The 21238-nt window shown below is 68.5% G+C and carries 23 protein-coding genes and 1 tRNA gene; 12 read left to right on the top strand and 12 right to left on the bottom strand.

The features are described from left to right. Nucleotides 1-4 precede the first annotated feature (4 nt). Together O5I81_RS06150 and O5I81_RS06145 are read left to right on the top strand one after the other, a co-directional pair. A complete protein-coding gene (locus O5I81_RS06150) occupies nt 5-607 on the top strand; it encodes a response regulator (protein WP_271068072.1) in 603 nt (200 codons plus the stop codon). Beyond that, the gene (locus tag O5I81_RS06145; RefSeq protein WP_271068071.1) at nt 604-1089 is read left to right on the top strand and encodes a hypothetical protein; all 486 of its coding nucleotides are present in this window, start codon (nt 604-606) and stop codon (nt 1087-1089) included. The genes O5I81_RS06150 and O5I81_RS06145 overlap by 4 nt, the downstream gene beginning before the upstream one ends. Here the strand turns inward: O5I81_RS06145 and ccoS are convergent. From ccoS to ccoN, 8 genes are read right to left on the bottom strand one after another with little or no spacing between them, the layout of a single operon-like run. Beyond that, a complete protein-coding gene (ccoS, locus tag O5I81_RS06140) occupies nt 1086-1241 on the bottom strand; it encodes a cbb3-type cytochrome oxidase assembly protein CcoS (RefSeq protein ID WP_271068070.1) in 156 nt (51 codons plus the stop codon). The two genes, O5I81_RS06145 and ccoS, sit on opposite strands and share 4 nt — an antisense overlap. After that, nucleotides 1238-3412, bottom strand: coding sequence for a heavy metal translocating P-type ATPase (locus O5I81_RS06135; protein WP_271068069.1), 2175 nt, complete (start codon nt 3410-3412; stop codon nt 1238-1240). Before O5I81_RS06135 ends, ccoS begins: the two co-directional genes overlap by 4 nt. Then, nucleotides 3409-3900, bottom strand: a complete 492-nt coding sequence (locus O5I81_RS06130) for a FixH family protein (RefSeq protein WP_271068068.1) — start codon at nt 3898-3900, stop codon at nt 3409-3411. The genes O5I81_RS06135 and O5I81_RS06130 overlap by 4 nt, the downstream gene beginning before the upstream one ends. Further along, nucleotides 3887-5407 (bottom strand): cytochrome c oxidase accessory protein CcoG, encoded by a 1521-nt coding sequence (gene ccoG, locus O5I81_RS06125; protein ID WP_271068067.1) that lies wholly within the window; start codon nt 5405-5407, stop codon nt 3887-3889. The genes O5I81_RS06130 and ccoG overlap by 14 nt, the downstream gene beginning before the upstream one ends. Then, nucleotides 5404-6276 (bottom strand): cytochrome-c oxidase, cbb3-type subunit III, encoded by an 873-nt coding sequence (gene ccoP, locus O5I81_RS06120; protein ID WP_271068066.1) that lies wholly within the window; start codon nt 6274-6276, stop codon nt 5404-5406. The genes ccoG and ccoP overlap by 4 nt, the downstream gene beginning before the upstream one ends. Further along, nucleotides 6273-6428, bottom strand: coding sequence for a cbb3-type cytochrome c oxidase subunit 3 (locus O5I81_RS06115; RefSeq protein WP_271068065.1), 156 nt, complete (start codon nt 6426-6428; stop codon nt 6273-6275). The genes ccoP and O5I81_RS06115 overlap by 4 nt, the downstream gene beginning before the upstream one ends. Before the next feature lie 11 nt (nt 6429-6439). Continuing rightward, nucleotides 6440-7183, bottom strand: coding sequence for a cytochrome-c oxidase, cbb3-type subunit II (ccoO, locus tag O5I81_RS06110; RefSeq protein ID WP_271068064.1), 744 nt, complete (start codon nt 7181-7183; stop codon nt 6440-6442). A gap of 14 nt (nt 7184-7197) precedes the next feature. After that, the gene (gene ccoN, locus O5I81_RS06105; protein ID WP_271068063.1) at nt 7198-8850 is read right to left on the bottom strand and encodes a cytochrome-c oxidase, cbb3-type subunit I; all 1653 of its coding nucleotides are present in this window, start codon (nt 8848-8850) and stop codon (nt 7198-7200) included. Nucleotides 8851-8968: 118 nt separating this feature from the next. On the opposite strand from ccoN, the gene O5I81_RS06100 reads away from it, so the two are divergent. After that, nucleotides 8969-9220, top strand: coding sequence for a hypothetical protein (locus O5I81_RS06100; RefSeq protein WP_271068062.1), 252 nt, complete (start codon nt 8969-8971; stop codon nt 9218-9220). Between the two features lie 55 nt (nt 9221-9275). After that, on the top strand, nt 9276-10349 hold the full coding sequence (locus O5I81_RS06095; protein ID WP_271068061.1) for a zinc-binding dehydrogenase: 1074 nt from the start codon (nt 9276-9278) through the stop codon (nt 10347-10349). Between the two features lie 20 nt (nt 10350-10369). Here O5I81_RS06095 and O5I81_RS06090 read toward each other — a convergent pair whose 3' ends face one another. Further along, nucleotides 10370-10666: a host attachment protein gene (locus O5I81_RS06090; protein WP_271068060.1), complete on the bottom strand. Its 297-nt coding sequence runs from the start codon at nt 10664-10666 to the stop codon at nt 10370-10372. 201 nt (nt 10667-10867) lie between these two features. On the opposite strand from O5I81_RS06090, the gene O5I81_RS06085 reads away from it, so the two are divergent. The 5 genes from O5I81_RS06085 (at nt 10868) to fixJ (ending at nt 17079) form a co-directional block, all read left to right on the top strand. Next, nucleotides 10868-11461 carry an NAD(P)H-dependent oxidoreductase gene (locus O5I81_RS06085; RefSeq protein ID WP_271068059.1) on the top strand — a complete coding sequence of 198 codons (594 nt, stop codon included), beginning with the start codon at nt 10868-10870 and terminating at the stop codon, nt 11459-11461. A 95-nt stretch (nt 11462-11556) separates the two neighbouring features. Further along, on the top strand, nt 11557-12207 hold the full coding sequence (locus O5I81_RS06080) for a helix-turn-helix domain-containing protein (RefSeq protein WP_271068058.1): 651 nt from the start codon (nt 11557-11559) through the stop codon (nt 12205-12207). 27 nt (nt 12208-12234) lie between these two features. Then, on the top strand, nt 12235-14877 hold the full coding sequence (locus tag O5I81_RS06075; protein ID WP_271068057.1) for a bifunctional acetate--CoA ligase family protein/GNAT family N-acetyltransferase: 2643 nt from the start codon (nt 12235-12237) through the stop codon (nt 14875-14877). A 134-nt stretch (nt 14878-15011) separates the two neighbouring features. Beyond that, nucleotides 15012-16487, top strand: a complete 1476-nt coding sequence (locus O5I81_RS06070) for a PAS domain S-box protein (protein WP_271068056.1) — start codon at nt 15012-15014, stop codon at nt 16485-16487. Continuing rightward, nucleotides 16423-17079 carry a response regulator FixJ gene (fixJ, locus tag O5I81_RS06065; RefSeq protein ID WP_348637281.1) on the top strand — a complete coding sequence of 219 codons (657 nt, stop codon included), beginning with the start codon at nt 16423-16425 and terminating at the stop codon, nt 17077-17079. The genes O5I81_RS06070 and fixJ overlap by 65 nt, the downstream gene beginning before the upstream one ends. Nucleotides 17080-17113: 34 nt before the next feature. Here the strand turns inward: fixJ and O5I81_RS06060 are convergent. After that, nucleotides 17114-17189 (bottom strand) — tRNA-Ile (locus O5I81_RS06060). 74 nt (nt 17190-17263) lie between these two features. On the opposite strand from O5I81_RS06060, the gene O5I81_RS06055 reads away from it, so the two are divergent. The 3 genes from O5I81_RS06055 to O5I81_RS06045 are packed head-to-tail and all read left to right on the top strand — an operon-like array spanning nt 17264 to nt 20172. Next, the gene (locus O5I81_RS06055) at nt 17264-18283 is read left to right on the top strand and encodes a sterol desaturase family protein (protein ID WP_271068054.1); all 1020 of its coding nucleotides are present in this window, start codon (nt 17264-17266) and stop codon (nt 18281-18283) included. Next, entirely contained in the window at nt 18280-19374 is a 1095-nt protein-coding gene (locus O5I81_RS06050) for an acyltransferase (protein ID WP_271068053.1), read from the top strand. The genes O5I81_RS06055 and O5I81_RS06050 overlap by 4 nt, the downstream gene beginning before the upstream one ends. A gap of 54 nt (nt 19375-19428) precedes the next feature. After that, nucleotides 19429-20172 (top strand): SIMPL domain-containing protein, encoded by a 744-nt coding sequence (locus O5I81_RS06045; protein WP_271068052.1) that lies wholly within the window; start codon nt 19429-19431, stop codon nt 20170-20172. 1 nt (nt 20173) lies between these two features. Here the strand turns inward: O5I81_RS06045 and O5I81_RS06040 are convergent, their stop codons facing one another. Both O5I81_RS06040 and panD read right to left on the bottom strand, forming a co-directional pair. Beyond that, nucleotides 20174-20635 (bottom strand): hypothetical protein, encoded by a 462-nt coding sequence (locus O5I81_RS06040; protein WP_271068051.1) that lies wholly within the window; start codon nt 20633-20635, stop codon nt 20174-20176. A 59-nt stretch (nt 20636-20694) separates the two neighbouring features. After that, nucleotides 20695-21051, bottom strand: coding sequence for an aspartate 1-decarboxylase (panD, locus tag O5I81_RS06035; protein ID WP_271068050.1), 357 nt, complete (start codon nt 21049-21051; stop codon nt 20695-20697). Nucleotides 21052-21238 lie beyond the last annotated feature (187 nt).

Raw genomic sequence — 21238 nt, 5'->3', positions numbered from 1 at the left:
GCTCATGGCCCAAGATCCAGGCTCCCGAAACCGCATCAACATGAAGAACACCCGTGTCTTGCTCGTCGAGAGCAACAGCATGGGGATGGATATCCTGGTCCAGATCCTCGTCGGCTTCGGGGTCAAGAGCATCTACAAGGCCGACGACATCGACATGGCCAAGAGAATGATCGAATCCACCGAATTGGATCTGATGGTCGTTTCCGGCGCCCTGGGCGAGGCAGACGGGTGCGAGCTCGTCGAATGGCTGCGCCGCGAGGCGCCGGTCCCGAACCGGTACGCCCCGGCGCTGCTGGTGACGGCGCACACCCAGCTGTCGCGCGTGGCGCGGGCCCGGGATTGTGGCGCTCACATCGTCGTCGCCAAGCCCCTGACGCCGATGATCCTGCTGGAACGAATTCTCTGGATTGCGCGCGTCAAGCGATCCTTCATTTCAACCAAGGGCTATAACGGTCCCGATCGCCGCTTCAAGTTCACCGGCCCGCCCAATGGCATGGACGGCCGCCGCGCCGACGACCTTGACGTCGATATCGGTGAACCCGTCGCACCGAACATGTCGCAGGATCAGATCGACGCGCTCATGCAGCCGCAGAAGGTCGTAATATGAGCGCGGTGGAAATCCGATTTCCGGTCAACCGGCTTCGCCAGCAGTTGCGAACCCCCGGTGGCAAGTCGATGGCCGAGGCGCTGAAGGACGCCCAGGCCGGGCTCGACACCCTGGCCGCGAAGTGCCTGCTGATCATTGATCAAGCCCTGATGGAGATCGCCCAGGCCCAGCTTGCCCTGCCCGATCCCCCAACGGCGGAATCGCTTCGGCGCCTCTACGAAGCGAGCAACAGCCTCATCGGGTTGGGCGGAGCGACCGGATTGTTGGATCTCGACCAGGCAGCCTACAGTTTTTGCGACCTGCTGGATCTGATGATCGACAGGCAGCGCGCGGATACCGCGTCCATCCGGGTCCATATTGAGTCCATGACCCTGTTGCGCCGCCCCGAACTGCTGGGGTCCGGGGCCGATGCCCAGGTGATCCTCCTGGGCCTGAAGCAGGTGCGCGACCGGTTTGCGATGACCGTTGCGCCGAGCGACTAGCCCGGCCCCTCGTCAAGGTGGTCCAGCAGGATCCTGGCCGCGTCACCCTTGGGATCCGCATACTGGCCGGCCCGCAGGGTCCACCAGAAGGCGCCAAGGCCCAGGGCGGCGAGACCGACCGACATCGGCGCCAGCAGCAGCAGGATGGTCATGCCCGATCCCTTCCCGCCCAGGTCATGCGCAAGGCGTTCAGCATCACCACCATTGAAGAGCCCGACATGGCGATCGCGGCGACGAAGGGGTTGATCAGGCCCAGCACCGCCGCAGGCGCGGCGACGGCGTTGTAGAGGGCCGAGAAGCCGAAGTTCTCCAGGGCCCGGCTGCGAGCGGCCCGGGCGATGCGGATGGCCAGGGGCGCGGCGGACAGCTCGCCGTTCAGGAAGACCAGGTCGGCGGCGTTCTGGCTGGCGTCGAGGGCGCTGCCCGGCGCCATCGAGGCGTGAGCCAGGGCCAGGGCGGCGGCGTCGTTGAGACCATCGCCGATCATCAGCACCTTGCGGCCGGTTCCCTGCAGCAGGGTCACCGCGGCCGACTTGTCGAAGGGCGTCAGCCCGGCCCGCCATTGGGTGATTCCGGCCGCCTTCGCCACGCGGGCCACCGGACCGGCAACGTCGCCCGACAGGATTTCGACGGTCAGTCCCAGCTGGCGCAGGGCGCTGACGGCCCGGGCGGCGTCGGCGCGCACGGGATCGAAGAAGGTCAGACGGACCTTGGTCTCGCCCTCGAAGCCGAACCAGAGTTCGCTCTCGCCGCTCGGAGAAGGCTCGACGCCGACGAACTCGGCCCGGCCCAGGCGGGCGCGGCGGCCATTGATCAGCCCCTCGACGCCCTGCCCGGCGACCTCGACCACATCCTCCGCCACCGGCCCCTCACCTGCCCGTTCGGCCAGCGCACGAGCCAGGGGGTGGCGCGAGGCGCGGGCCAGCGGCGCGGCGGCGGTAATCACCGCTGGAATATCGCTCAGCAGCCGCGGACGGCCCTCGGTCAGAACGCCGGTCTTGTCGAACACCACATGGTCGACCTCGGCCAGCCGCTCCAGGGCGGCTCCCGACTTGACCAGCACGCCGCGCCGGAACAGCCGGCCGCTCGCGGCCACCTGCACCGCCGGAACGGCCAGGCCCAGGGCGCAGGGACAGGTGACGATCAGCACGGCGGCGGCCCGCAGAAGGGCTTCCCGCGGCCCCAGGCCGAGCGCCCAGCCCCCCAGGAAGGTGGCGGCGGCCACCGTGTGGACCACCGGCACATAGAGGGCGGCGGCCTTGTCCGCGAGACGGACGTAGGCGCCCCGGGCCTGGGCCCCGGCCTCCATCAGTCTGGCGATGGCGGCCACGGCGGAGTCTTCGCTGCGGGCGACGGCCCGAAGGACCAGCCGACCGGAGAGATTGAGGGCGCCGGCCTGCACGGCGACACCCGGGCTGGCGGCGACGGTCGCGGTCTCGCCGGAGATCAGGGCGTTGTCGAGGTCCGAGGCGCCGCTCTCGACGAGGGCGTCGACCGGGATGCGATCGCCGGCGGCGACGGCCAGCAGATCGCCGACCTCGACCTCGCCGACCGGCACGCCGTGCTCGCGGCCGGCCTCGTCCAGGCGCATGGCCACCGGGGCCTGCAGGGCCAGGAGGTCACGGGCCGCGCCCCGGGCCGCGGACTTCAGGCGGTGGTCGAGGTAGCGGCCGATCAACAGCAGGAACAGCAGGGTGACGGCGGCGTCGAAATAGGCGTGAGCGCCGTGCTGCAGGGTCTCGGAGAAGCTGACCGCCAGGGTCAGCAGCACGCCGATGGAGATCGGCACATCCATGTTGGCCTTGCCCCGCCGCAACGAGGCCCAGGCCGACCGGAAGAAGGTCATGCCGGCGAACAGGGCGCAGGGCGTGGCGACGATGGCGGCCAGCCAGTACATCACCTGGCGCGTGGCCGGCGACAGTTCCTGTCCGAACAGACCGGCCCAGGCCGGTACGGTGAACATCATGACATTGCCGGCCCCGAAGGCGGCGACGCCCAGGGCCAGGGCCAGCTCGCGACCCACCTTGTCTTCGGCCTGCAGCGCCCGGGCCGGATCGAACAGGCTGGCGCCATAGCCCATGGCCTCGACCGCCCGCTGCACGGCGGCCGGGTCGCCCTGCCCTGGCGCCAGGGTCACGGTCAGCTTGCCGGTGGTCAGGTTGAAACGGCTGGCGGCCACGCCGGGCAAGGCCGCGACCCCACGCTCGATCTTGCCCATGCAACCGGCGCAGCTGGCTCCGCGGACCAGCAGCTCCAGCCGGCCCGATCCCTTGGAATCGCGGGCGATGAAGGCGGAAAGGTCGCCGGCTGAAAGCTCGGTCATGGCGCGATGATCCGGCGCTCGGCCTCGAACGGGCCTTGCGGTCCGCTCAGCAGCGCCTTCAGGTCCCAGGCCCCGGGGGCCAGGGCGCCGCGACCGCGATAGACGCCCGGCGCGGCCTCCGTCAGCGTCACCTCGAGGCGGCCCTGTTCGGTGGCCGGGCGCTGCAGGACGACATTGGCTTTCAGGCCGGCGACCGGCGCATTGTTCTTGTCGACCACGGTAACGACCACCTCGTCGCCCTCGCCAAGGCCGGCGTCCACGGTCCAGCCCAGGGCCGCCTGATGCTTTTCATCAAGCAGGTGCTGGTTCCAGGCCAGGCCCGCCTCATAGGGGTTCTTGACGATCTGCCCCGAAAAACTCTCGTAGGCCTTGACCATGAACAGCACATCGACGGCGATGATGATGGCGAAGAACAGGGTGATCCCGGCCAGCACGTGCCAGCCGGTGATGCGGAAGCCCTTGGTGGGAACGGCGTCAGTCCTGGGCATTGGCGGCTCCTGAAAGGAAGACGGTCTTGATCTCCGCCGAAGCCGCCGGGCCGACCAGCCGGAAAGTCAGCGGCTGGCTGGCGGCGTTCAGGCCGGCCGGCGGGGCGGTGACGAAGACGCGCAGGGCGGTAACCTCGTTGGCCGGCGCATGGACGACCACCGGGGCGTCGCCGTGCGAGCCCGGCGTCCAGACGCGGGCGCCGGGAATGCCGCTGACCGTGACGGTGAAGTCGCGGTCGTCGAACGCCCGGTTGGCGATCTTCAGGGTATAGCCATCGCGCACGGAGCCATCGCGTAGGGGCACGAACGTGGGATTGCGATCCCGCAGCGCATGAACCTCGACCGCGGTGCGATTCATCAGACCCCAGATCATCAGGCCGGAAATCGCGGTCAGGATCACGGCATAGAAGACCGTCCTGGCCCGGAGGAAGGGGTAGCTGGCCTTGCGACCCTGCGAGCGATCGAGGACGGCGGCGTCGGTGTCGTAGGCGATCAGCCCCTTGGGCCGTTCGATCTTGAGCATCATCTCGTTGCAGGCGTCGATGCACAGGCCGCAGTTGATGCACTCCAGCTGGGCCCCGTCGCGGATGTCGATGCCCATCGGGCAGACGACGACGCAGGCCTTGCAGTCGATGCAGTCGCCGCGACCTTCCCAGGTCTGACCCTTCTTGTGCGGTCCGCGCGGTTCGCCCCGGTCGTAACGATAGGTGACCTGCAGCGACTGCTTGTCGAGCATGGCGCCCTGGATGCGCGGCCAGGGGCACATGTAGGTGCAGACCTGCTCGCGCATCGTGCCCGCCATGACATAGGTCGCGGCGGTCATCAGGGCGCAGGAGACATAGGCGGTGACCGCCCCCTGGCCGACCCAGAAGCCGCGGATCAGGGTCGGGGCGTCATGGAAATAGAAGATCCAGGCCCCGCCGGTGCCGAACGCGATGCCCAGCCAGACCGCGTGCTTGCCGATCTTTCGCCAGGCCTTGTCGAAGGACCAGGGCGCGGCGTCGAGCTTCATGCGGGCATTGCGATCACCCTCGAACCGGCGCTCGACCATCATGAAGAGGTCGGTCCATACCGTCTGGGGACAGGCATAACCGCACCACAGCCGGCCGAACAGCGAGGTGGTCAGGAACAGCGCCAGGGCCGCCATCACCAGCAGGCCGGTGATGAAATAGACCTCCTGCGGCCACAGCTGAATCCAGAAGAAGTAGAAGCGGCCACCGTCGAAATCGACCAGCACCGCCTGGTCCGGCAGGGCGCCGGGCCGGTGCCAGCGGATCCAGGGCGTGATGTAGTAGACGGCCAGCAACACCCCCATCAGCCCCCATTTGATCATCCGCCAGCGGCCATTGACGCGCTTGGGATAGATCTGGGTCCGCGGAGCGTAGAGGTCGCCGCCACCCTTGCCCGCTTGCTTGCGGGCATGGGCGGCGGCTGAGACCGGACCCCCGGCGCGTTCTGATGCGCCGGTGTCGTGGGGGTGACGGGTCCGGTCGATGACGACAGTCATTTGTCCTGACCACCGGCGTTGGCGTGGATGTAGACGGCCAGGGCCTTGATCGTCTCGGGGCTGAGACGGCCCTGCCAGGTCGGCATGACCCCGCCCCGTCCGTTGGTGATCTGGCCGGCGATGGCCTCGTGATCGGCGCCGTACAGCCAGTCGGCGTCGGTCAGGTCAGGCGAGCCGACCTTCGGATCGCCCTTGCCGGCCGGACCGTGACAGGCCACGCAGTTGGCCTCGTACAGCGGCGCGGCGCGAGCCACCGCCGCCCCGTCGGCCTTACGGCCAGAGAGCTTCATCACATACTCGGTCAGATCGTTGATCTGGGCCGCGTCCAGCATGGCGTCCCGCCCGAAGGCCGGCATCTGTGAGATGCGGGTGTCCGGATGGGTCGACCGCACACCGACCGTCAGCGTCTGGTGAATGTCGTCGAGCGAGCCACCCCAGAGCCAGACATCGTCGCGCAGGTTGGGATAGCCCTTGCCGCCCGCGCCGCCGGCCCCATGGCAGGTGGCGCAGTTGTCGCCGAACACCGAGGTCCCGACTTCCAGGGCATAGGCCTGAAGCTTCGGGTCGGATTCGATCTGCTGCAGGCTGGCCGTGCGCAGGATCTTGGCCCCCTCGCCGCGCTGGGCGTCGAGATCCTTGAGGGCCTTGGCGACATCGGCCCGGTCGGACCGGCCGAGGATGCCGGTGGTGTAGCTGCCGATGCCCGGCCAGGCCGGCATCACCAGCCAGTAGCCGACCGCGAACAGGATGCAGGCATAGAACACCCACAGCCACCAGCGCGGCAGCGGGTTGTCCAGTTCGCGAATTCCGTCCCACTCGTGGCCGGTCGTGTCGGTCCCGGTAATCTCGTCCTTGTGGGGACCGCTCATAGCTCTTCCTCCTCGAGGGGCAGGCGCGCGGCCGCGCGGTAGATGTCACGGTGGCGGGGCAGCAGGGCCCAGACGGTTCCGGCCAGGAAGATCAAGCCGAAGTAGACCAGCCCGAACTGCTGGGCGAAGCGGGATACGGTTTCGTAGGTCATGATCCGCGCCCCTATCGCTTGTTGGCCGGATCGCCGGCCTTGTAGGTGCTGAAGTCGACGCCGCTGCCCAGCATCTGCAGGTAGGCGACCAAGGCGTCCATTTCGGTCAGCCGGTCCGGCTGGCCGTCGAAGTCGCGGTTGACCACCTTGGCGCCGTAGCGTTTGCGCAGGGCCACCGCGTCGGTCGAGAAGGGGTCGGCCTGGGCTTCGACGTCGGTCAGGACGGCGTCGATATCGGCCTGGGTGTAGGGCACGCCCAGCGCTGTCATCGCCTTGACCTTGGCCTGCAGATCGATGGTGCGCAGGTCCTTCTTGGCCAGGAAGGCGTAGGGCGGCATCACCGATTCCGGGACCACCGAGCGCGGGTCGGTCAGGTGATCGACGTGCCAGCCGTCACTGTACTTGCCGCCGACCCGGGCCAGGTCAGGCCCGGTCCGCTTCGAGCCCCACTGGAAGGGGTGATCGTACATGCTCTCGGCGGCCAGGCTGTAGTGGCCGTAGCGTTCGACCTCGTCCCGCAGAGGGCGGATCATCTGGCTGTGGCAGACGTAGCAGCCCTCGCGAATGTAGATGTCGCGGCCGGCCAGTTCGAGCGGCGTGTAGGGGCGGACCCCCTCGACCTTCTCGACCGTGCTCTGCAGCCAGAACAGCGGGGCGATCTCGACCAGCCCGCCGACCGAGACGACGAGCAGGATGCCGATGACCAGGATGAGCGAGTGACGCTCGAACTTACCGTGGTGTTTCCAGAGTGTCATGTCGGCCCCTCCCCTCAGGCGGCCACGGGGGCGGGGAGAGCGGCCGGGGTCGCCTCCGCGCCCTGGACGGACGGCATGCGAACCGTGCGCCACAGGTTGTAGATCATGATCAGCGTGCCGCTCAGGAACATCAGACCACCGACGGTGCGGATGATGTTCTCGATATGCTTGGCCGAGACGGTCTCGATGAAGCTGTAGGCCAGGTAGCCTTCAGGCGTGTAGGCGCGCCACATCAGGCCTTCCATGATGCCCGACACCCACATGGCGCAGATGTAGAGAAGGATGCCGGTGGTCGCGATCCAGAAGTGCCACTCGATGAGGGCGTTGGAGAAGATCTTCTCCTTCTTCCACAGCCAGGGCACCAGGCAGTAGATGGCCCCGAAGCTGATGAAGCCGACCCAGCCGAGCGCGCCGGAATGGACGTGGCCGATGGTCCAGTCGGTGTAGTGCGACAGGGCGTTGACCGCCCGGATCGACATCACCGGCCCCTCGAAGGTGCTCATGCCGTAGAAGGCGATGGCGACGACCATCATGCGGACGACCGGGTCGGTGCGCAGCTTGTCCCAGGCCCCCGACAGGGTCATCAGCCCGTTGATCATGCCGCCCCAGCTGGGCATCCAGAGCATGATCGAGAAGGTCATCCCCAGCGTCTGAGCCCACTGCGGCAGGGCCGTGTAGTGCAGGTGGTGGGGACCGGCCCAGATGTAGATGAAGATCAGCGACCAGAAGTGCACGATCGACAGGCGGTAGCTGTAGACCGGCCGGTCCACCCGCTTGGGCACGAAGTAGTACATCATCCCCAGGAAGCCGGCGGTCAGGAAGAAGCCGACGGCGTTGTGGCCGTACCACCACTGGGTCAGGGCGTCCTGCACCCCGCTGAACAGCGAGTAGGAGCGGTGGTTCAGCAAGCCGATCGGCAGGCTGAGGTTGTTGACGATGTGCAGCAGGGCGACGGTGACGATGAAGGCCAGGTAGAACCAGTTGGCCACATAGATGTGGGGTTCCTTGCGCTTCCAGATCGTGCCCAGGAAGACCAGCAGGTAGGCGACCCAGACGACCGTCAGCCACAGGTCGATGTACCACTCGGGCTCGGCGTATTCCTTCGACTGGGTGACGCCGGCCAGGTAGCCGGTCGCCGCCAGGACGATGAACAGCTGGTATCCCCAGAAGACGAACCAGGGGGCGACACCGCCGGCGAGCCGCGCCCGGCAGGTGCGCTGCACCACCCAGAAGCTGGTGGCGATCAGGGCGTTGCCACCGAAGGCGAAGATCACCCCGGAGGTATGCAGCGGCCGCAACCGGCCGAAGTTCAGCCAGCCGACCTCAGGAAAATAGAAAATGGTCGGGAAGCTGAGCTGGGCGGCGATGACCACCCCGACCAGCATGCCGACCGCGCCCCAGAACATGGTGGCGATGACCCCGGCCCGGATGACGCCATCCATGTAGCGTTCCGGTTCGTCCCGCAGCTGCTGCGAGCTGATGCCCGCGGCCAGGGAGAAACCGCCGAGCACGGTGGCCGCGACGAAGATCAGACTGTGCATCCGGAATAGCGGATCGTCGGTCAGGCCGGCGGCCACGGTCATGATCAGACCGGCAATGACGGTCAGGGCGAGGAGCAGCGCCGCACCGGGCAATGGCCGGTAGCGCTCCGTTGAGACTGAAGACATGCATGAATCCCCGAAAGCTTGAGTCGCTTTTGCCGGTCGTCCGGTCGAGGGGCCTTGATCTGGATCAAGGCCGGGCCGGCCGACCCGGGAGAGGCTGGCCCAAATCGGAGAAGCGCCCATGCCCGCCCGCGCCCTGACCGCCATCGGTCAACAGTTTCAAAGCCGCCTGGAGGTCCTGACCGGCCTGACCAGTCTGGCGGCGGCCGGCCTGTGCGCCGCCGCCTTTGTCATCGAGCGCAACACGCCGGAACTCTGCAGCCAGGGCGGCAACGCCCTTGCCCACTGCCCGGTCTGCTACGCCGCCGCCGCCGCCAGCCTGATCGCCATCGTCGGCGGCGTGGAGCTGCTGCGGCGCCGCCTGGATTCCTGAGCACTCAGATCGCCTGGCTCGGACGCGTCGAGCCGGGCCAGGAGGAGCCGAAACCATGGGCATGATGAAGGCCGCCATCTTCGCCGAGCCGGGACGCATCGTCCTGGCCGACAAGCCCATCCCGGACGTCGGACCGCTGGACGCCCTGCTGCGCGTCACCACCACGACGATCTGCGGCACCGACGTTCACATCCTCAAGGGCGAGTACCCCGTGGCGCGCGGCCTGACGGTCGGCCATGAGCCGGTCGGGGTCATCGAGAAGCTCGGGTCGTCCGTGCGCGGTTATCGCGAGGGTCAGCGGGTCATCGCCGGCGCGATCACGCCCAGCGGCTATTCCAACGCCTGCCTGTGCGGGCGGTGCAGCCAGGACGGCCCCGATACCGAACACGGCTGGGCGCCGATGGGCGGCTGGCGACTGGGCAACACCATCGACGGCTGCCAGGCAGAGTATGTGCTGATCCCCGACGCCATGACCAACCTGGCCCCGGTGCCGGACGGCCTGATGGATGAGCAGGTGCTGCTGTGCCCCGACATCATGTCCACCGGCTTCAGCGGCGCGGAGAGCGGCGCTATCGCCATCGGCGACACCGTCGCCATCTTCGCCCAGGGCCCGATCGGACTTTGCGCCACCGCCGGGGCCCGGCTGATGGGCGCCTCGACCATCATCGCCGTCGATCGCCTGCCCGGCCGACTCGCCGTCGCCAGGGCCATGGGCGCCGACCATCTGGTCAACGCCGCCACGGAGGATCCGGTCGCCGCCATCATGGCGCTGACCTCCGGCCGTGGCGTCGACGTGTCGATCGAGGCGCTCGGAACCCAGGCGACCTTCGAGGCCGCCTTGCGGGTTCTGCGGCCGGGCGGCCGTCTGTCCAGCCTGGGCGTCTACTCCACGGACCTGACCCTGCCGCTGGACGCCTTCGCGGCCGGCCTGGGCGACCACACCATCACCACCACCCTCTGTCCCGGAGGCAAGGAGCGCATGCGCAGGCTGATGGCCATCGTCGCGTCGGGCCGGGTCGATCTGGGCGCCATGGTCACCCACCGGTTCGCCCTCGACGACATCGAGCAGGCCTACGATCTGTTCGCCAACCAGAGGGACGGCGTACTCAAGGTCGCCCTCACGCCGTGAGATAAACGGAGCGCCTGCGGTCAGGCGCTGGCGACGCGCATAGCCCGCACCGCGTGCTCGATGGTGTCCAGGGAGGCGGCCAGACGATCATGCGGCTCGGAGAGCACCAGCCTCGCCTTGAGCTTCGCCGACAGCCGGGTCCTCAACAGGCCGAGCGACCGGGGCGCGGCAATCAGAATCAGATGCTCGAAGCCGTGCTTGTCGAACAGGGCGTCCACCCGGTGGCATAGCCGGTCCAGAAACGCGGGCTCGGCCTTTTCAGGATTGGACTCGCCATGCACGGCCAGACCGGCCAGCCAGTCGGGGTGTTCGGTCAACGGCCCTCCCAGGCGCGACTCTTCAAAAATGCGGGCCCGTCCGCCATCAGCAACGAGAACGAGGGTTCGGCTATCAAGGATCATCGTTTTCACTCCTTGACCCGGATGATGCCAAACGGCGCGAAGGCCGCTGTGATCGAGATCAAAGCGACCGCGCGATCGGCCGAGTAATGATGACGCCAGTCTGGTCACGGTCCCGCCATGAAAACCGCTGTCATCCTCGCCCATCCAAAACCCGGGAGCTTTTGCGCCTCGATCGCCCGCACCTGCGCGTCCACCCTGCGGGATCTGGGTCATACGGTCAGGGTCCGGGACCTTTACCGCATGGATTTCGACCCCCGCCTGCAGGCCGGCGAAATTCCCGGCCCCGCCGGCTATGCGGCCGGCAAGGACGTCGCGGAGGAGCGGGCGAAACTGGCCCGGATCGAGGCTTTCATCCTGGTCTATCCCTTCTGGTTCAATGCGCCGCCGGCCATCCTCAAGGGTTATATCGACCGGATCTTCAGTCTCGGGTTCGGCTATCGGCCCACTTTCCACGGCACCGAACCGCTGTTGCTCGGCCGAACCCTGACCAGCTTCTCGACCTCCGGCGCGCCGGAGGAGTGGGTCAAGCAAACGGGCGCGTTGAGCGGCCTGATGGCTGTCTTCGATTCCCATCTGGCCGCCGTCACCGGGATGACCGTCAAAGGCCATACGCATCTGGGCGGCGTGCTGCCAAGCATGACCCCGGAGGCCGCCACGGCGATGCTGGCGCAGGTCGAGGCGGAGGTTCGCCGGACCTTCCCCGCCGCCTAGGTAGTCCCCCTTAGGGAAAAATCCTTAAGCGCGGCCCACGAATTTTGCCCAGGTCCCGTTGGCCCTAGCGATTGGTCATCGCAACGGAGATTCCGATGACCACCGTCAGCCTCAAGCCAGCGTTCGCCGCGCCGCCCGTCCCCGCCGATCAGCTGGGGTCCATCGGCGTCCGGATGGCCTTCGCCGCCGGTGAGGAAATCTACGCCCAGGACGAAGAGGCTGACATGATCTACCGCGTCGTTTCCGGCGCGATCCGCACCTCCCGTCTGCTCAGCGACGGCCGCCGCCAGATCGGCGACTTCTACTACAATGGTGACTTCGTCGGCCTCGAGGCCGGCCCCGTCCACCGGTACTCCGCCGAGGCGCTCGGCCCTTGCGAAATCCTCGTCATCCGCAAATCGGCGCTGAAGCTGTACGGCGAAGAGGGCATCCGGATTGAGCGGATGATCTGGGCGGAAACCGCGCGCGAGCTTCAACGCACCCAGGAGCACCTCATGCTGCTGGGCCGCAAGTCCGCCTGCGAGAAGGTGGCGAGCTTCCTTCTGGGCATGGCCGGCCGGTTCCGCGGCGAGGTCGCCGAACTGCCCATGGGCCGCCAGGACATGGCCGACTATCTCGGCCTGACCATCGAAACCGTCTCGCGCATGGTCACCCAGCTGCAGGTCGATGGCCTCGTGCGCTTTGTCGATAATCGCCGGTTCGAGGTTCGCAACCAACCGGGCCTGGCGCAGCTCGTCGAGGCCTGATCGCGCGAGACGTCAGGGACCTCGCCGATGACGACCCGCAATCTGGACGCGCTGTTCGAGCCGCGGTCCATCGCCCTGATCGGGGCCAGCGATCGACTGGGGTCGGTCGGCGCGGTTCTGGCCCGCAACCTGCTGGAAGGCGGCTTCGCGGGCCCGGTGATGGCGGTGAACCCGCGCGCGAGCAGCATTCGCTCCACCCTGGCCTATCCGTCGGTCGCCGCCCTCCCGATCACGCCGGACCTGGCCGTCATCGCCACCCCGGCCGCAACCGTTCCCGGCATCGTCAGCGAGCTGGGCCAGCGGGGATGCCGCGCCGCCGTGGTGATCTCGGCCGGCTTCGACGCCGCCGCCCGGCGAGACCTGCTCGCCGCCGCCCGGCCCCACATGATGCGGATCGTGGGGCCGAACGGACTGGGTTTCATCTCTCCCCGCCGGGGCCTCAACGCCAGCTTCGCCCAGTTGACCCCGGCGCCCGGCGGCATCGCCCTGGTGTCGCAGTCGGGGGCCATCGTCACCGCCGCGCTCGATTGGGCCGCGCCGCGCGGGTTCGGCTTCTCGCATGTCGTCAGCCTCGGCGACTCCGCCGACGTCGATTTCGGCGACATGCTGGACTATCTGGCGCTCGATCCGCAGACCCGCGCCATCCTGCTCTATGTCGAGAGCATCGCAGACGCCTGCAAGTTCATGACCGCCGGCCGCATCGCCTCGCGCAACAAGCCGGTGGTGGTAATCAAGGCCGGACGGGGCGCGGCCGGCGCCAGGGCGGCCTTCTCGCACACCGGCGCGCTCGCCGGATCCGACGCCGTCTATGACGCGGCCTTCCGCCGGGCCGGCATGCTGCGGGTCGAGGGTCTGCGCGAACTGTTCGACGCCGTCACGGTGCTGACCTCCGGCATCTCGGTCGCGGGCGACAACCTGGGCATCCTCACCAACGGCGGAGGCGCTGGCGTCATGGCGGCCGACGCCCTGGAGGCGCGGGGTGGCCGGGTCGCTATCGTCCCGGAGGCGGCCCGCGGAAGCCTCTCGAAAGTCCTGCCGCCCCAGGCGGCGCTGGCGGGTCCGGTCGATATTATCGGCGACGCCCAGCCGGACCGCTATCGCGCCGCGATGGAGGTGTTGCTCGCCGAGCCGGGCGCCGACGCCCTGCTGGTCCTCAACTGTCCCACCGCCGTCGCCAGCAGCGAAGCGGCGGCCAGGGCGGTGATCGAGGCCACGGCGGCGGCGGGCCGCTCCCGGCCCGTGCTCACCTGCTGGCTCGGCGAGGTCTCGGCGGCGCCGGCTCGCCGCGCCTTCGCCACGGCCGGCATTCCTACCCTGGAAACACCGGAGGAGGCGGTACGCGCCTTCATGCATCTGGCCGACCACTATCGGGGCCAGCAGCTCCTGCTACAGGCACCGGCCCTGCCCGGCCTTCCCGACCGGACCGCCGTCGATGCGGCCCGCGCCACGGTGGCCGCCGCCCTCCTGGCCGGCCGGGACCAGCTCACCCTTCCCGAATGCGGGGCGGTGCTGGCGGCCTACGGCGTTCCCACCCTTGCGGCCCGGGCCTTCGACACGCCCGAGGCGGCGGGCGCCGAGGCCGAGACCCTTGCCTGCCCGGTCGCCCTGAAAATCCTGTCGCCGGACCTGACCCACAAGTCCGATGTCGGCGGCGTCATGCTCGGCCTCAGCGGCGGCGAGGCGGTCACCGCGGCGGCGCGCCGGATGCTGCGCGATGTGTCGGCCGCCCGGCCGTCGGCGCGAATTGACGGCTTCCTGGTCCAGGCCATGGTTTCGCGCCCCAAGACGGAGGAACTGATCGCCGGGGTGATTCAGGACGCGACCTTCGGCCCGACGGTGCTGTTCGGACGCGGCGGCGTTTCCGTCGAGATCGAAGGCGATCGGTCCATCGGCCTGGCCCCGCTCGACGACGTCCTGGCCGAGGACATGATCGCCCGCACCCGCGTGGCCAGGCGGCTGGCAGGCTACCGCGACCGGCTGCCGGCCGACCGCCCCGCCATCCGCAAGGTGCTGGTCGCGCTTTCGCAGATCGCCCTCGATCTGCCGGAGATCGCCGAGCTGGACATCAATCCCCTGCTGGCCGACTCCGAGGGCGTTCTGGCCGTGGACGCCCGCATCCGCCTGCGACGGCCGGCCGACGGCTATCGCCCCGCCATACGGCCCTACCCTACCGGCCTGGAGACCTGGATCGTCGTCGGCCCCTCGACCGTCTGCGTCCGCCCCATACGGCCCCAGGACGCCCCGGGCCTGATCACCATGATCGATCACAGCTCGGCGGAAGATGTTCACCTGCGTTTCCGGTCGGGTCTGCGCCACCTGCCGCCGAGCTGGGCCGAACGGCTGGCTCATATCGACTATGACCGGGAGATGGCCCTCGTGGCGGAACTGCCGGATGGCTCGCTGGCGGGAGTCGCGCGTCTGGCCGCCGATCCGGAGGGCGAAACGGCGGAGATCGCCCTGATGGTCCGCAGCGACTGGAGCGGGCGGGGACTGGGGGCCAAACTTCTGACCGCGCTCCTCGACCATGCGAAAGCGCGTGGACTGAAAGAGGTCTGGGGTGACGTGGCGCGGGAAAACGCCGCCATGCTGGGGCTGGCCGAAACGCAAGGATTCACACTCGGCCAAGGCAGCGACCCGTCGCGCAGGCGGATCGTCAGACAGCTTTCCTGAAGATCAGGAACCGGATGGCGGCTACTACCGACATTGAGCTATATTGCGCACCCAGGCGACATGACGCTGCGCCACCCGACGCCGTCGCGGCTCCCGGGCGCCCCGCTCAACGATTGCCGGTTCGGGGGTAATCCGTGATTTCTGCGAGAGCCTGGCCTGACTGGAGCGCGGCGACGTCCGACGTGCGATTCGGCTATGCCGCCGCCATCCTCGGGGCCCTGCTGACCTTCGCCGTCCGGGCCGCCCTTGACCCCTACCTCGACGACCGGGCGCTATTCGTCCTCTTCATTCCGGCGGTTCTGGCCGCTTCGGCCTTTGGCGGATGGGGACCGGGATTGCTGTCCACGGGCTTCGGTCTTGGCGCCAGCATGCTGTTTGTCCGCGGCGGGCTGCTTTCAAGCCCCGCCAGTCTGATCGATGTGTCCGTGTTCCTGCTCCTGGGGCCGATGATCGCCTATGGTGGAGAACGGCTTCGGCAGCGAACGCGGGGGTCGCTGGCCCAGCAGGCTCATCTCGAATCCATCCTGGCCACGGTGCCCGAGGCGATGATCGTCATCGACGTGCACGGGGTCATGCGGTCGTTCAGCGCGACTGCCGTGGATCTGTTCGGCTGGACGGCGGACGAGGCCATAGGGCAGAACGTCAGCATCCTGATGCCGGAACCCTATCGGACCGGGCACGACGGTTATCTGTTTCGTTACCTGGGCACCGGCGAGCGCCGCATCATCGGGATCGGCCGCATCGTGGTGGGCGAGCGGAAAGACGGCTCGACCTTTCCGATGGAGCTGGCGGTCGGCGAAGCCGTCGTCGGCCATGACCGCTTTTTCACCGGCTTCATCCGCGACCTGACCCAGAACCGCGATCAGGAACGGCGCATGCAGGAGCTGCAGTCCGAACTCGTCCATGTGTCCCGCCTGACGGCCATGGGCGAGATGGCCTCCTCCCTGGCCCACGAACTCAATCAGCCGCTGGGCGCCGTGGCCAACTACCTCAAGGGCTCGGCGACCCTGCTGGCGGCTAGCGAGCCCGACATCCCGCGCCTTCGCGACGCCCTTGACCGGGCTGGGGAACAGGCCTTGCGGGCCGGCGAGATCATCAAGCGGCTCCGGGAGTTCGTCAGCAAGGGCGAGACCGAGCGCAGCCTGGAAGACCCCGCCAAACTCATGGAGGAAGCCAGCGCGCTGGCCCTGGTCGGCGCCCGGCAGAAGGGCTTCCACGTCAGTCTGAAATTCGGCCGCGACCTCGGCCACGTGATCGTTGATCGCGTCCAGGTCCAGCAGGTCGCCCTCAACCTGATCCGCAACGCCCTGGAATCCATGGCCGGAGGAGAGCGGCGCGACCTGGTCATATCCGTTCAGCCGGGCGAGGATCGCACCGTCCAGGTTTCGGTCGCCGACACCGGACCCGGTATCGCGCCGGACGTGCGCGAGCGGCTGTTTCAGCCGTTCGTGACCAGCAAGGCCAACGGCATGGGCGTCGGCCTGTCCATCTGCCGCACCATCATCGAGGCGCAGGGCGGCCGCATCTGGGCGGACGACAACGCCGATGGCGGCGCCACCTTCTCCTTCACCCTCCCCCTCGCGGATCTGGACCCCGTCGATGACATCTAGCCCTCCTGTTCATGTCATCGACGATGATGACGCCATGCGCGACTCCCTGGCCTTCATGCTGGAGATGAACGGGCACCGACCCGTCCTCCATGAGTCCGCCGACGCCTTCCTGGCCGACCTGCCCGGCGACGCGGCCGGCTGTGTGGTGGCCGACGTGCGGATGCCGGGCGTGTCGGGCATCGACCTGGCGCGGATTCTCAAGGAGCGGAAGTTCGGCCTGCCGATCATCATCATGACCGGTCACGGCGACATCCCGCTGGCCGTCGAGGCCATGAAGGCCGGCGCCGTGGACTTCGTCGAAAAGCCGTTCTCCGATGTCACCCTGCTGGCGGCGATCACGGCCGCCATGGCCCGGCCCCTGGCTCAGACCGACAGCCAGCGCCAGGAAGCGCTGGACCGCCTGGCGGCCCTGTCCCCGAGAGAGCGGGACGTGCTGGCCGGGGTCGTCGCCGGCAAGCCCAACAAGGTCATCGCCTTCGACCTCGATATCAGCGCCCGCACCGTCGAGATCTATCGGGCCAACATGATGACCAAGACCGGCGCGCGCAACATGGCGGAGCTGATGCGGATCGCCCTGGCGGCGGGAATGTAGGAGCCCGGCGGGCCGGGCAGCCGCGGACGAGGGTTGGTAGGCGTGGCAGGACTCGAACCTGCAACCAGACCGTTATGAGCGGCCGGCTCTAACCATTGAGCTACACGCCCCCGGAGGTTACCGCGCCTAGCATGGCGGGGCGGCTTTAAGGAAGGGGACACCACATCCGGGTACGACACGGATGATGGACGTATCGAACCTTCAGGATCTGGCGGTCGCCGGCCTTCAGACGCTGGGCAAGGCCGGCATGGGGTTGGTCGGCGTGCTGCTGGCCCCCGGATCGGCGATGTCGCTGACCTCGCTGCTGGCGGCCGGCCTGGTCGGCGGCCTGTTCCTGCTGCTGCGGCGCGGGCCGGGCAAGCGTCCGACGCCGCTGAAGGTGCTGGTTCGCGCCCTGTTGCCGCGGCGGTTCTGGAAGAGCCGGTCGGGGCGCACCGACATCGGTTTCGCCCTGTTCAACATCCTGATCTTCGGCCTGCTGTTCGGCTGGGCCATCGCCTCGCAGGCGGTGGTGTCGGGCTGGCTGGTCGAGGGCCTGACCGCCCTGTTCGGCCGGGGGCCGGGCTCGCTGATCGGACCGGTCGGCGCGCTCTGTGTCGGCACCGTCCTGCTCTTCCTGACCGGCGAGCTGGCCTACTGGCTGCACCACTTCCTCTGCCACCGCGTCGGCTGGCTGTGGGAGTTCCACAAGGTCCACCACAGCGCCGAACACCTCTCGCCGCTGACCAACCTTCGGGTCCACCCGATCGAGGGCGTGCTGTTCGCCAACATGCTGGCGGTGATGATGGGGACGATGAGCGCCCTGCTGACCTGGACCCTGGGCGAGCCCAAGGTGCTGCTGACCGTCTGGGACCGCAACGTGATCGCCCTGGCCGGCCTCTATCTGGTGCAGCACCTGCAGCACTCGCACCTGTGGATCACCTTCCCGGGTCCGTTCGGCAAGATCTTCTACAGCCCGGCCCATCACCAGATCCACCACTCGACCAACCCGGCCCACTTCGGCAGCAACCTCGGCAGCCTGACGACCCTCTGGGACTGGCTGTTCGGCACCCTCCGGACCCCTGAGCGCGAAAACATGCGGCTGGTCTTCGGGCTGGAGCCGGGCGAATCGAAGCATGACACGGTGCTTGAAGGCATGATCCTGCCGGTGGCCCGCGCCGCCCGCTCCCTGCGGCCCGCCCGGCCGCTGGAGGCCGCCGAGTGACGAACCGGCTGGCGGCGCTGGACGGGGTGAGGGGCGTCGCCGCCCTGTTGGTCATGGGGCTGCATATCGCCGGCTACCTGGGCTCGCCCTTGCTCGGCCACGGCTATCTGATGGTCGACCTGTTCTTCCTGCTCAGCGGCTTCGTGCTGTCGGCCGGCTATGGCCACCGGCTGGCCCTGGGCGGCCAGGGGCGCTGGTTCGCCGGCAAACGGATCGCCAGGCTCTATCCGCTGGCGGCCGTCGGTCTGCTGCTTGGCGGCGGCATGGCCGTGGTCCTGTCGCTGGCCGGCCTGCGCCCGCTTGACGACCATCCCCTGCTCCTCGCCCTGCTGGCGGCCCTGTTCCTGCCCTGGCTGGGCGGCGGGCTGGTGGTTCCGTTCAACGGGCCGGTCTGGTCGCTGCAGTTCGAGCTGTGGATCAACCTCGCCTGGGGGTTCGTCGCCCGCTGGCTGACCGACCGCCGCCTGGCCGTGCTGGTCGCCCTGGCCGCACTGGCGCTGACGCTGATGGCGGTGGCCAACGGCCTGTTCGACACCGGCTTCGCCAACGGCGACCCGACCCGTTCGGCCGGCCCCTTCGGCTGGGCCTGGGGCTGGGCCAGGGTCGGCTTCTCCTTCCCGATGGGCGTCCTGCTGCACCGTCTGTGGGCGGCCGGACGCCTGGGCGCCGTGCAGAGCCGCCTGACCCCCTGGCTGCTGCCGTTGGCCCTGATCCTCATCGCCCTGCCGGTCCCCGGCCTTCCGGTGCTCTACGACCTCGCCGCCGTCCTCGTCCTGTTCCCGCTGCTCGTCGTGCTGGGGGCCAACGCCACCGGGGCCGGCCGCGCCTCCGCCATCCTCGGGCGGCTGTCCTATGGCATCTATGTGCTGCACGGCCCCATCCTGCTGCTGTTCAAGACCCTCGAACCGGAAGGCCTCGCCCTTCCAGCGCGGCTGGGCTGGTATGGCCTGGCCGCCATCCTCGCCATCGGCGCCGCGACCCTGGCCGAGCGCTGGATCGACAGGCCGGCGCGTCGCTGGATCGCCGCCCGGGATGAGGCTGCCGATCCCGCAACGCCTCTGACAGCTCCTGTTCAGACGCGATCGGCTTAAAGTCGCCGCAGACGGGGCCGATCAAGGACCCCGCAACTGGTCGGAGACTACAAGATGAAGACGCTGTTCCGCGCCGCCGCCGTCGGCGCCCTGATCCTGGCGGGCACGGCCGCCGCCACCGGGGCCATGGCCCAGACCGCCCCCACCGCCGCGGACTCGGCCTTCCGCGCCACCACCCTCAACCTGTCGGCCTATGGCGAGACCCGCCAGGCGCCCGACATGGCGACCATCACGCTCGGCGTCACCACCGAGGCCCCCTCGGCCTCCGAGGCGATGAAGCTCAATGCCGACCGGATGACCGGCGTCATCGCCAGCCTGAAAAAGGCCGGCATCGATCCGCGCGATATCCAGACCAGCGGCCTCAATTTGAATCCGCAGTATGTCTATGTCGAGAACCAGCCGCCCAGGCTCAACGGCTACCAGGCCGCCAACACCGTCACCATCGTGGTGCGTGACCTCAAGCGGCTGGGCAGCGTGGTCGACGCCAGCGTCAACAGCGGCGCCACCAACGTCGGCGGCATCAGCTTCGGCATCGAGGACAGCCAGGTCTCCGAGGACAAGGCCCGTGTCGAGGCGGTCAAGGCCCTGCAGGCCAAGGCCAACCTCTACGCCCAGTCGCTCGGCTACAAGGTCGCCCGGCTGGTCACCTTCAGCGAGTCCGGCGGCTACGCGCCCCAGCCGCCGGTGGTCTACGCCAGCTTCGCCCGCGCCGAGAAGATGGACTCCAGCACCCCGGTCGAGGCCGGCCAGCTGAAGGTCCGCGTCGACGTCTCGGCGACCTTCGAACTGGTGAAATGAGTTAGAGGCCCGCCCGCTTGAACGCCGTGGCGAGGCGGGCCTTCATTTCGCGGCCGGGCAGCGACTGCTCGCTCGGCCCTTCCATCACCGCCGCATAGGCCAGCTTCTGACCACCCGGCTTGGTCTCGACCATGCCGGAGGCCCAGGCGACGGTGCGCGTCTTGTCGGCCGTGCTGTCGCAGCTGATCGCCCGGTCGGCGCCCTGGGCGGCCAGCTGGGCGAAGTCGGTGGCGTTCAGCGTCGCCCCCTGGCAGTCGGGCAGTTCGCGGCCACAGGCCGACGGCGCGCCATACTGGAAGGTCTTCTTGCCGGTCCCCGGCTCGACCAGGAAGACGCAGCTGTTCTCGCCGCCCACCGCGTCGGCCACGGTGTTGGACAGGGTCTGGCCATCGACGCCCTTGGGCGCCGGCTCGCAGGCGGCCAGCAGCATCGTGACGGCGGCGAGGGGAAACAGGGCGCGCATGGGAAATCCTCCGGAAGCTGGAGGGCAGAGTGCGCGAAGTCGGCGCGGGCCGAAAGCCCCTACGCCGCGCGCTTGATCTCGTTCTGCTCGTCGAGCAGCACCACAACCGGGTTATAGTTGCGGGCTTCCTCGGCCGGCAGCTGGCCGTAGGTGACGACAATGATCTTGTCGCCCTTCTGGACCAGCCGGGCGGCGGCGCCGTTGACGCCGAACACCTTCGAGCCGCGCGGGGCCTCGATGGCGTAGGTAGTGAAGCGGGCGCCGTTGGTGATGTTCAGAACATCGACCTGTTCGTGCGGCAGGATGCCCGAGGCGTCCAGCAGGTCGCGGTCAATGGCGATCGAGCCCTCGTAATCGAGGTCCGCCTGGGTGACCGTGGCGCGGTGCAGCTTGGACTTCATCATGGTCAGGAGCATGGGGAGACAACCTCAGGCCGGTGATCGAGAAGACGGAGCCGCCACACACATTGGGCATCCGGGGAGAGGGCATATAGCGACTCCGAACCCCCTGTTCAATGCAGCGCAATATGAACGCTGATCAGATAGCGTGCGAACGCCCCCCTTTTCCGGGCTGGCGGCCCGCGCAAAGCCAAGCCATCCTTGG

It is taken from the genome of Caulobacter sp. NIBR1757, assembly GCF_027912495.1.
In the GTDB taxonomy this organism is placed as follows: domain Bacteria; phylum Pseudomonadota; class Alphaproteobacteria; order Caulobacterales; family Caulobacteraceae; genus Caulobacter.
The sequence above is the reverse complement of the archived record's forward strand: the minus strand, read 5'-3'. Positions and strand labels throughout refer to the sequence as shown.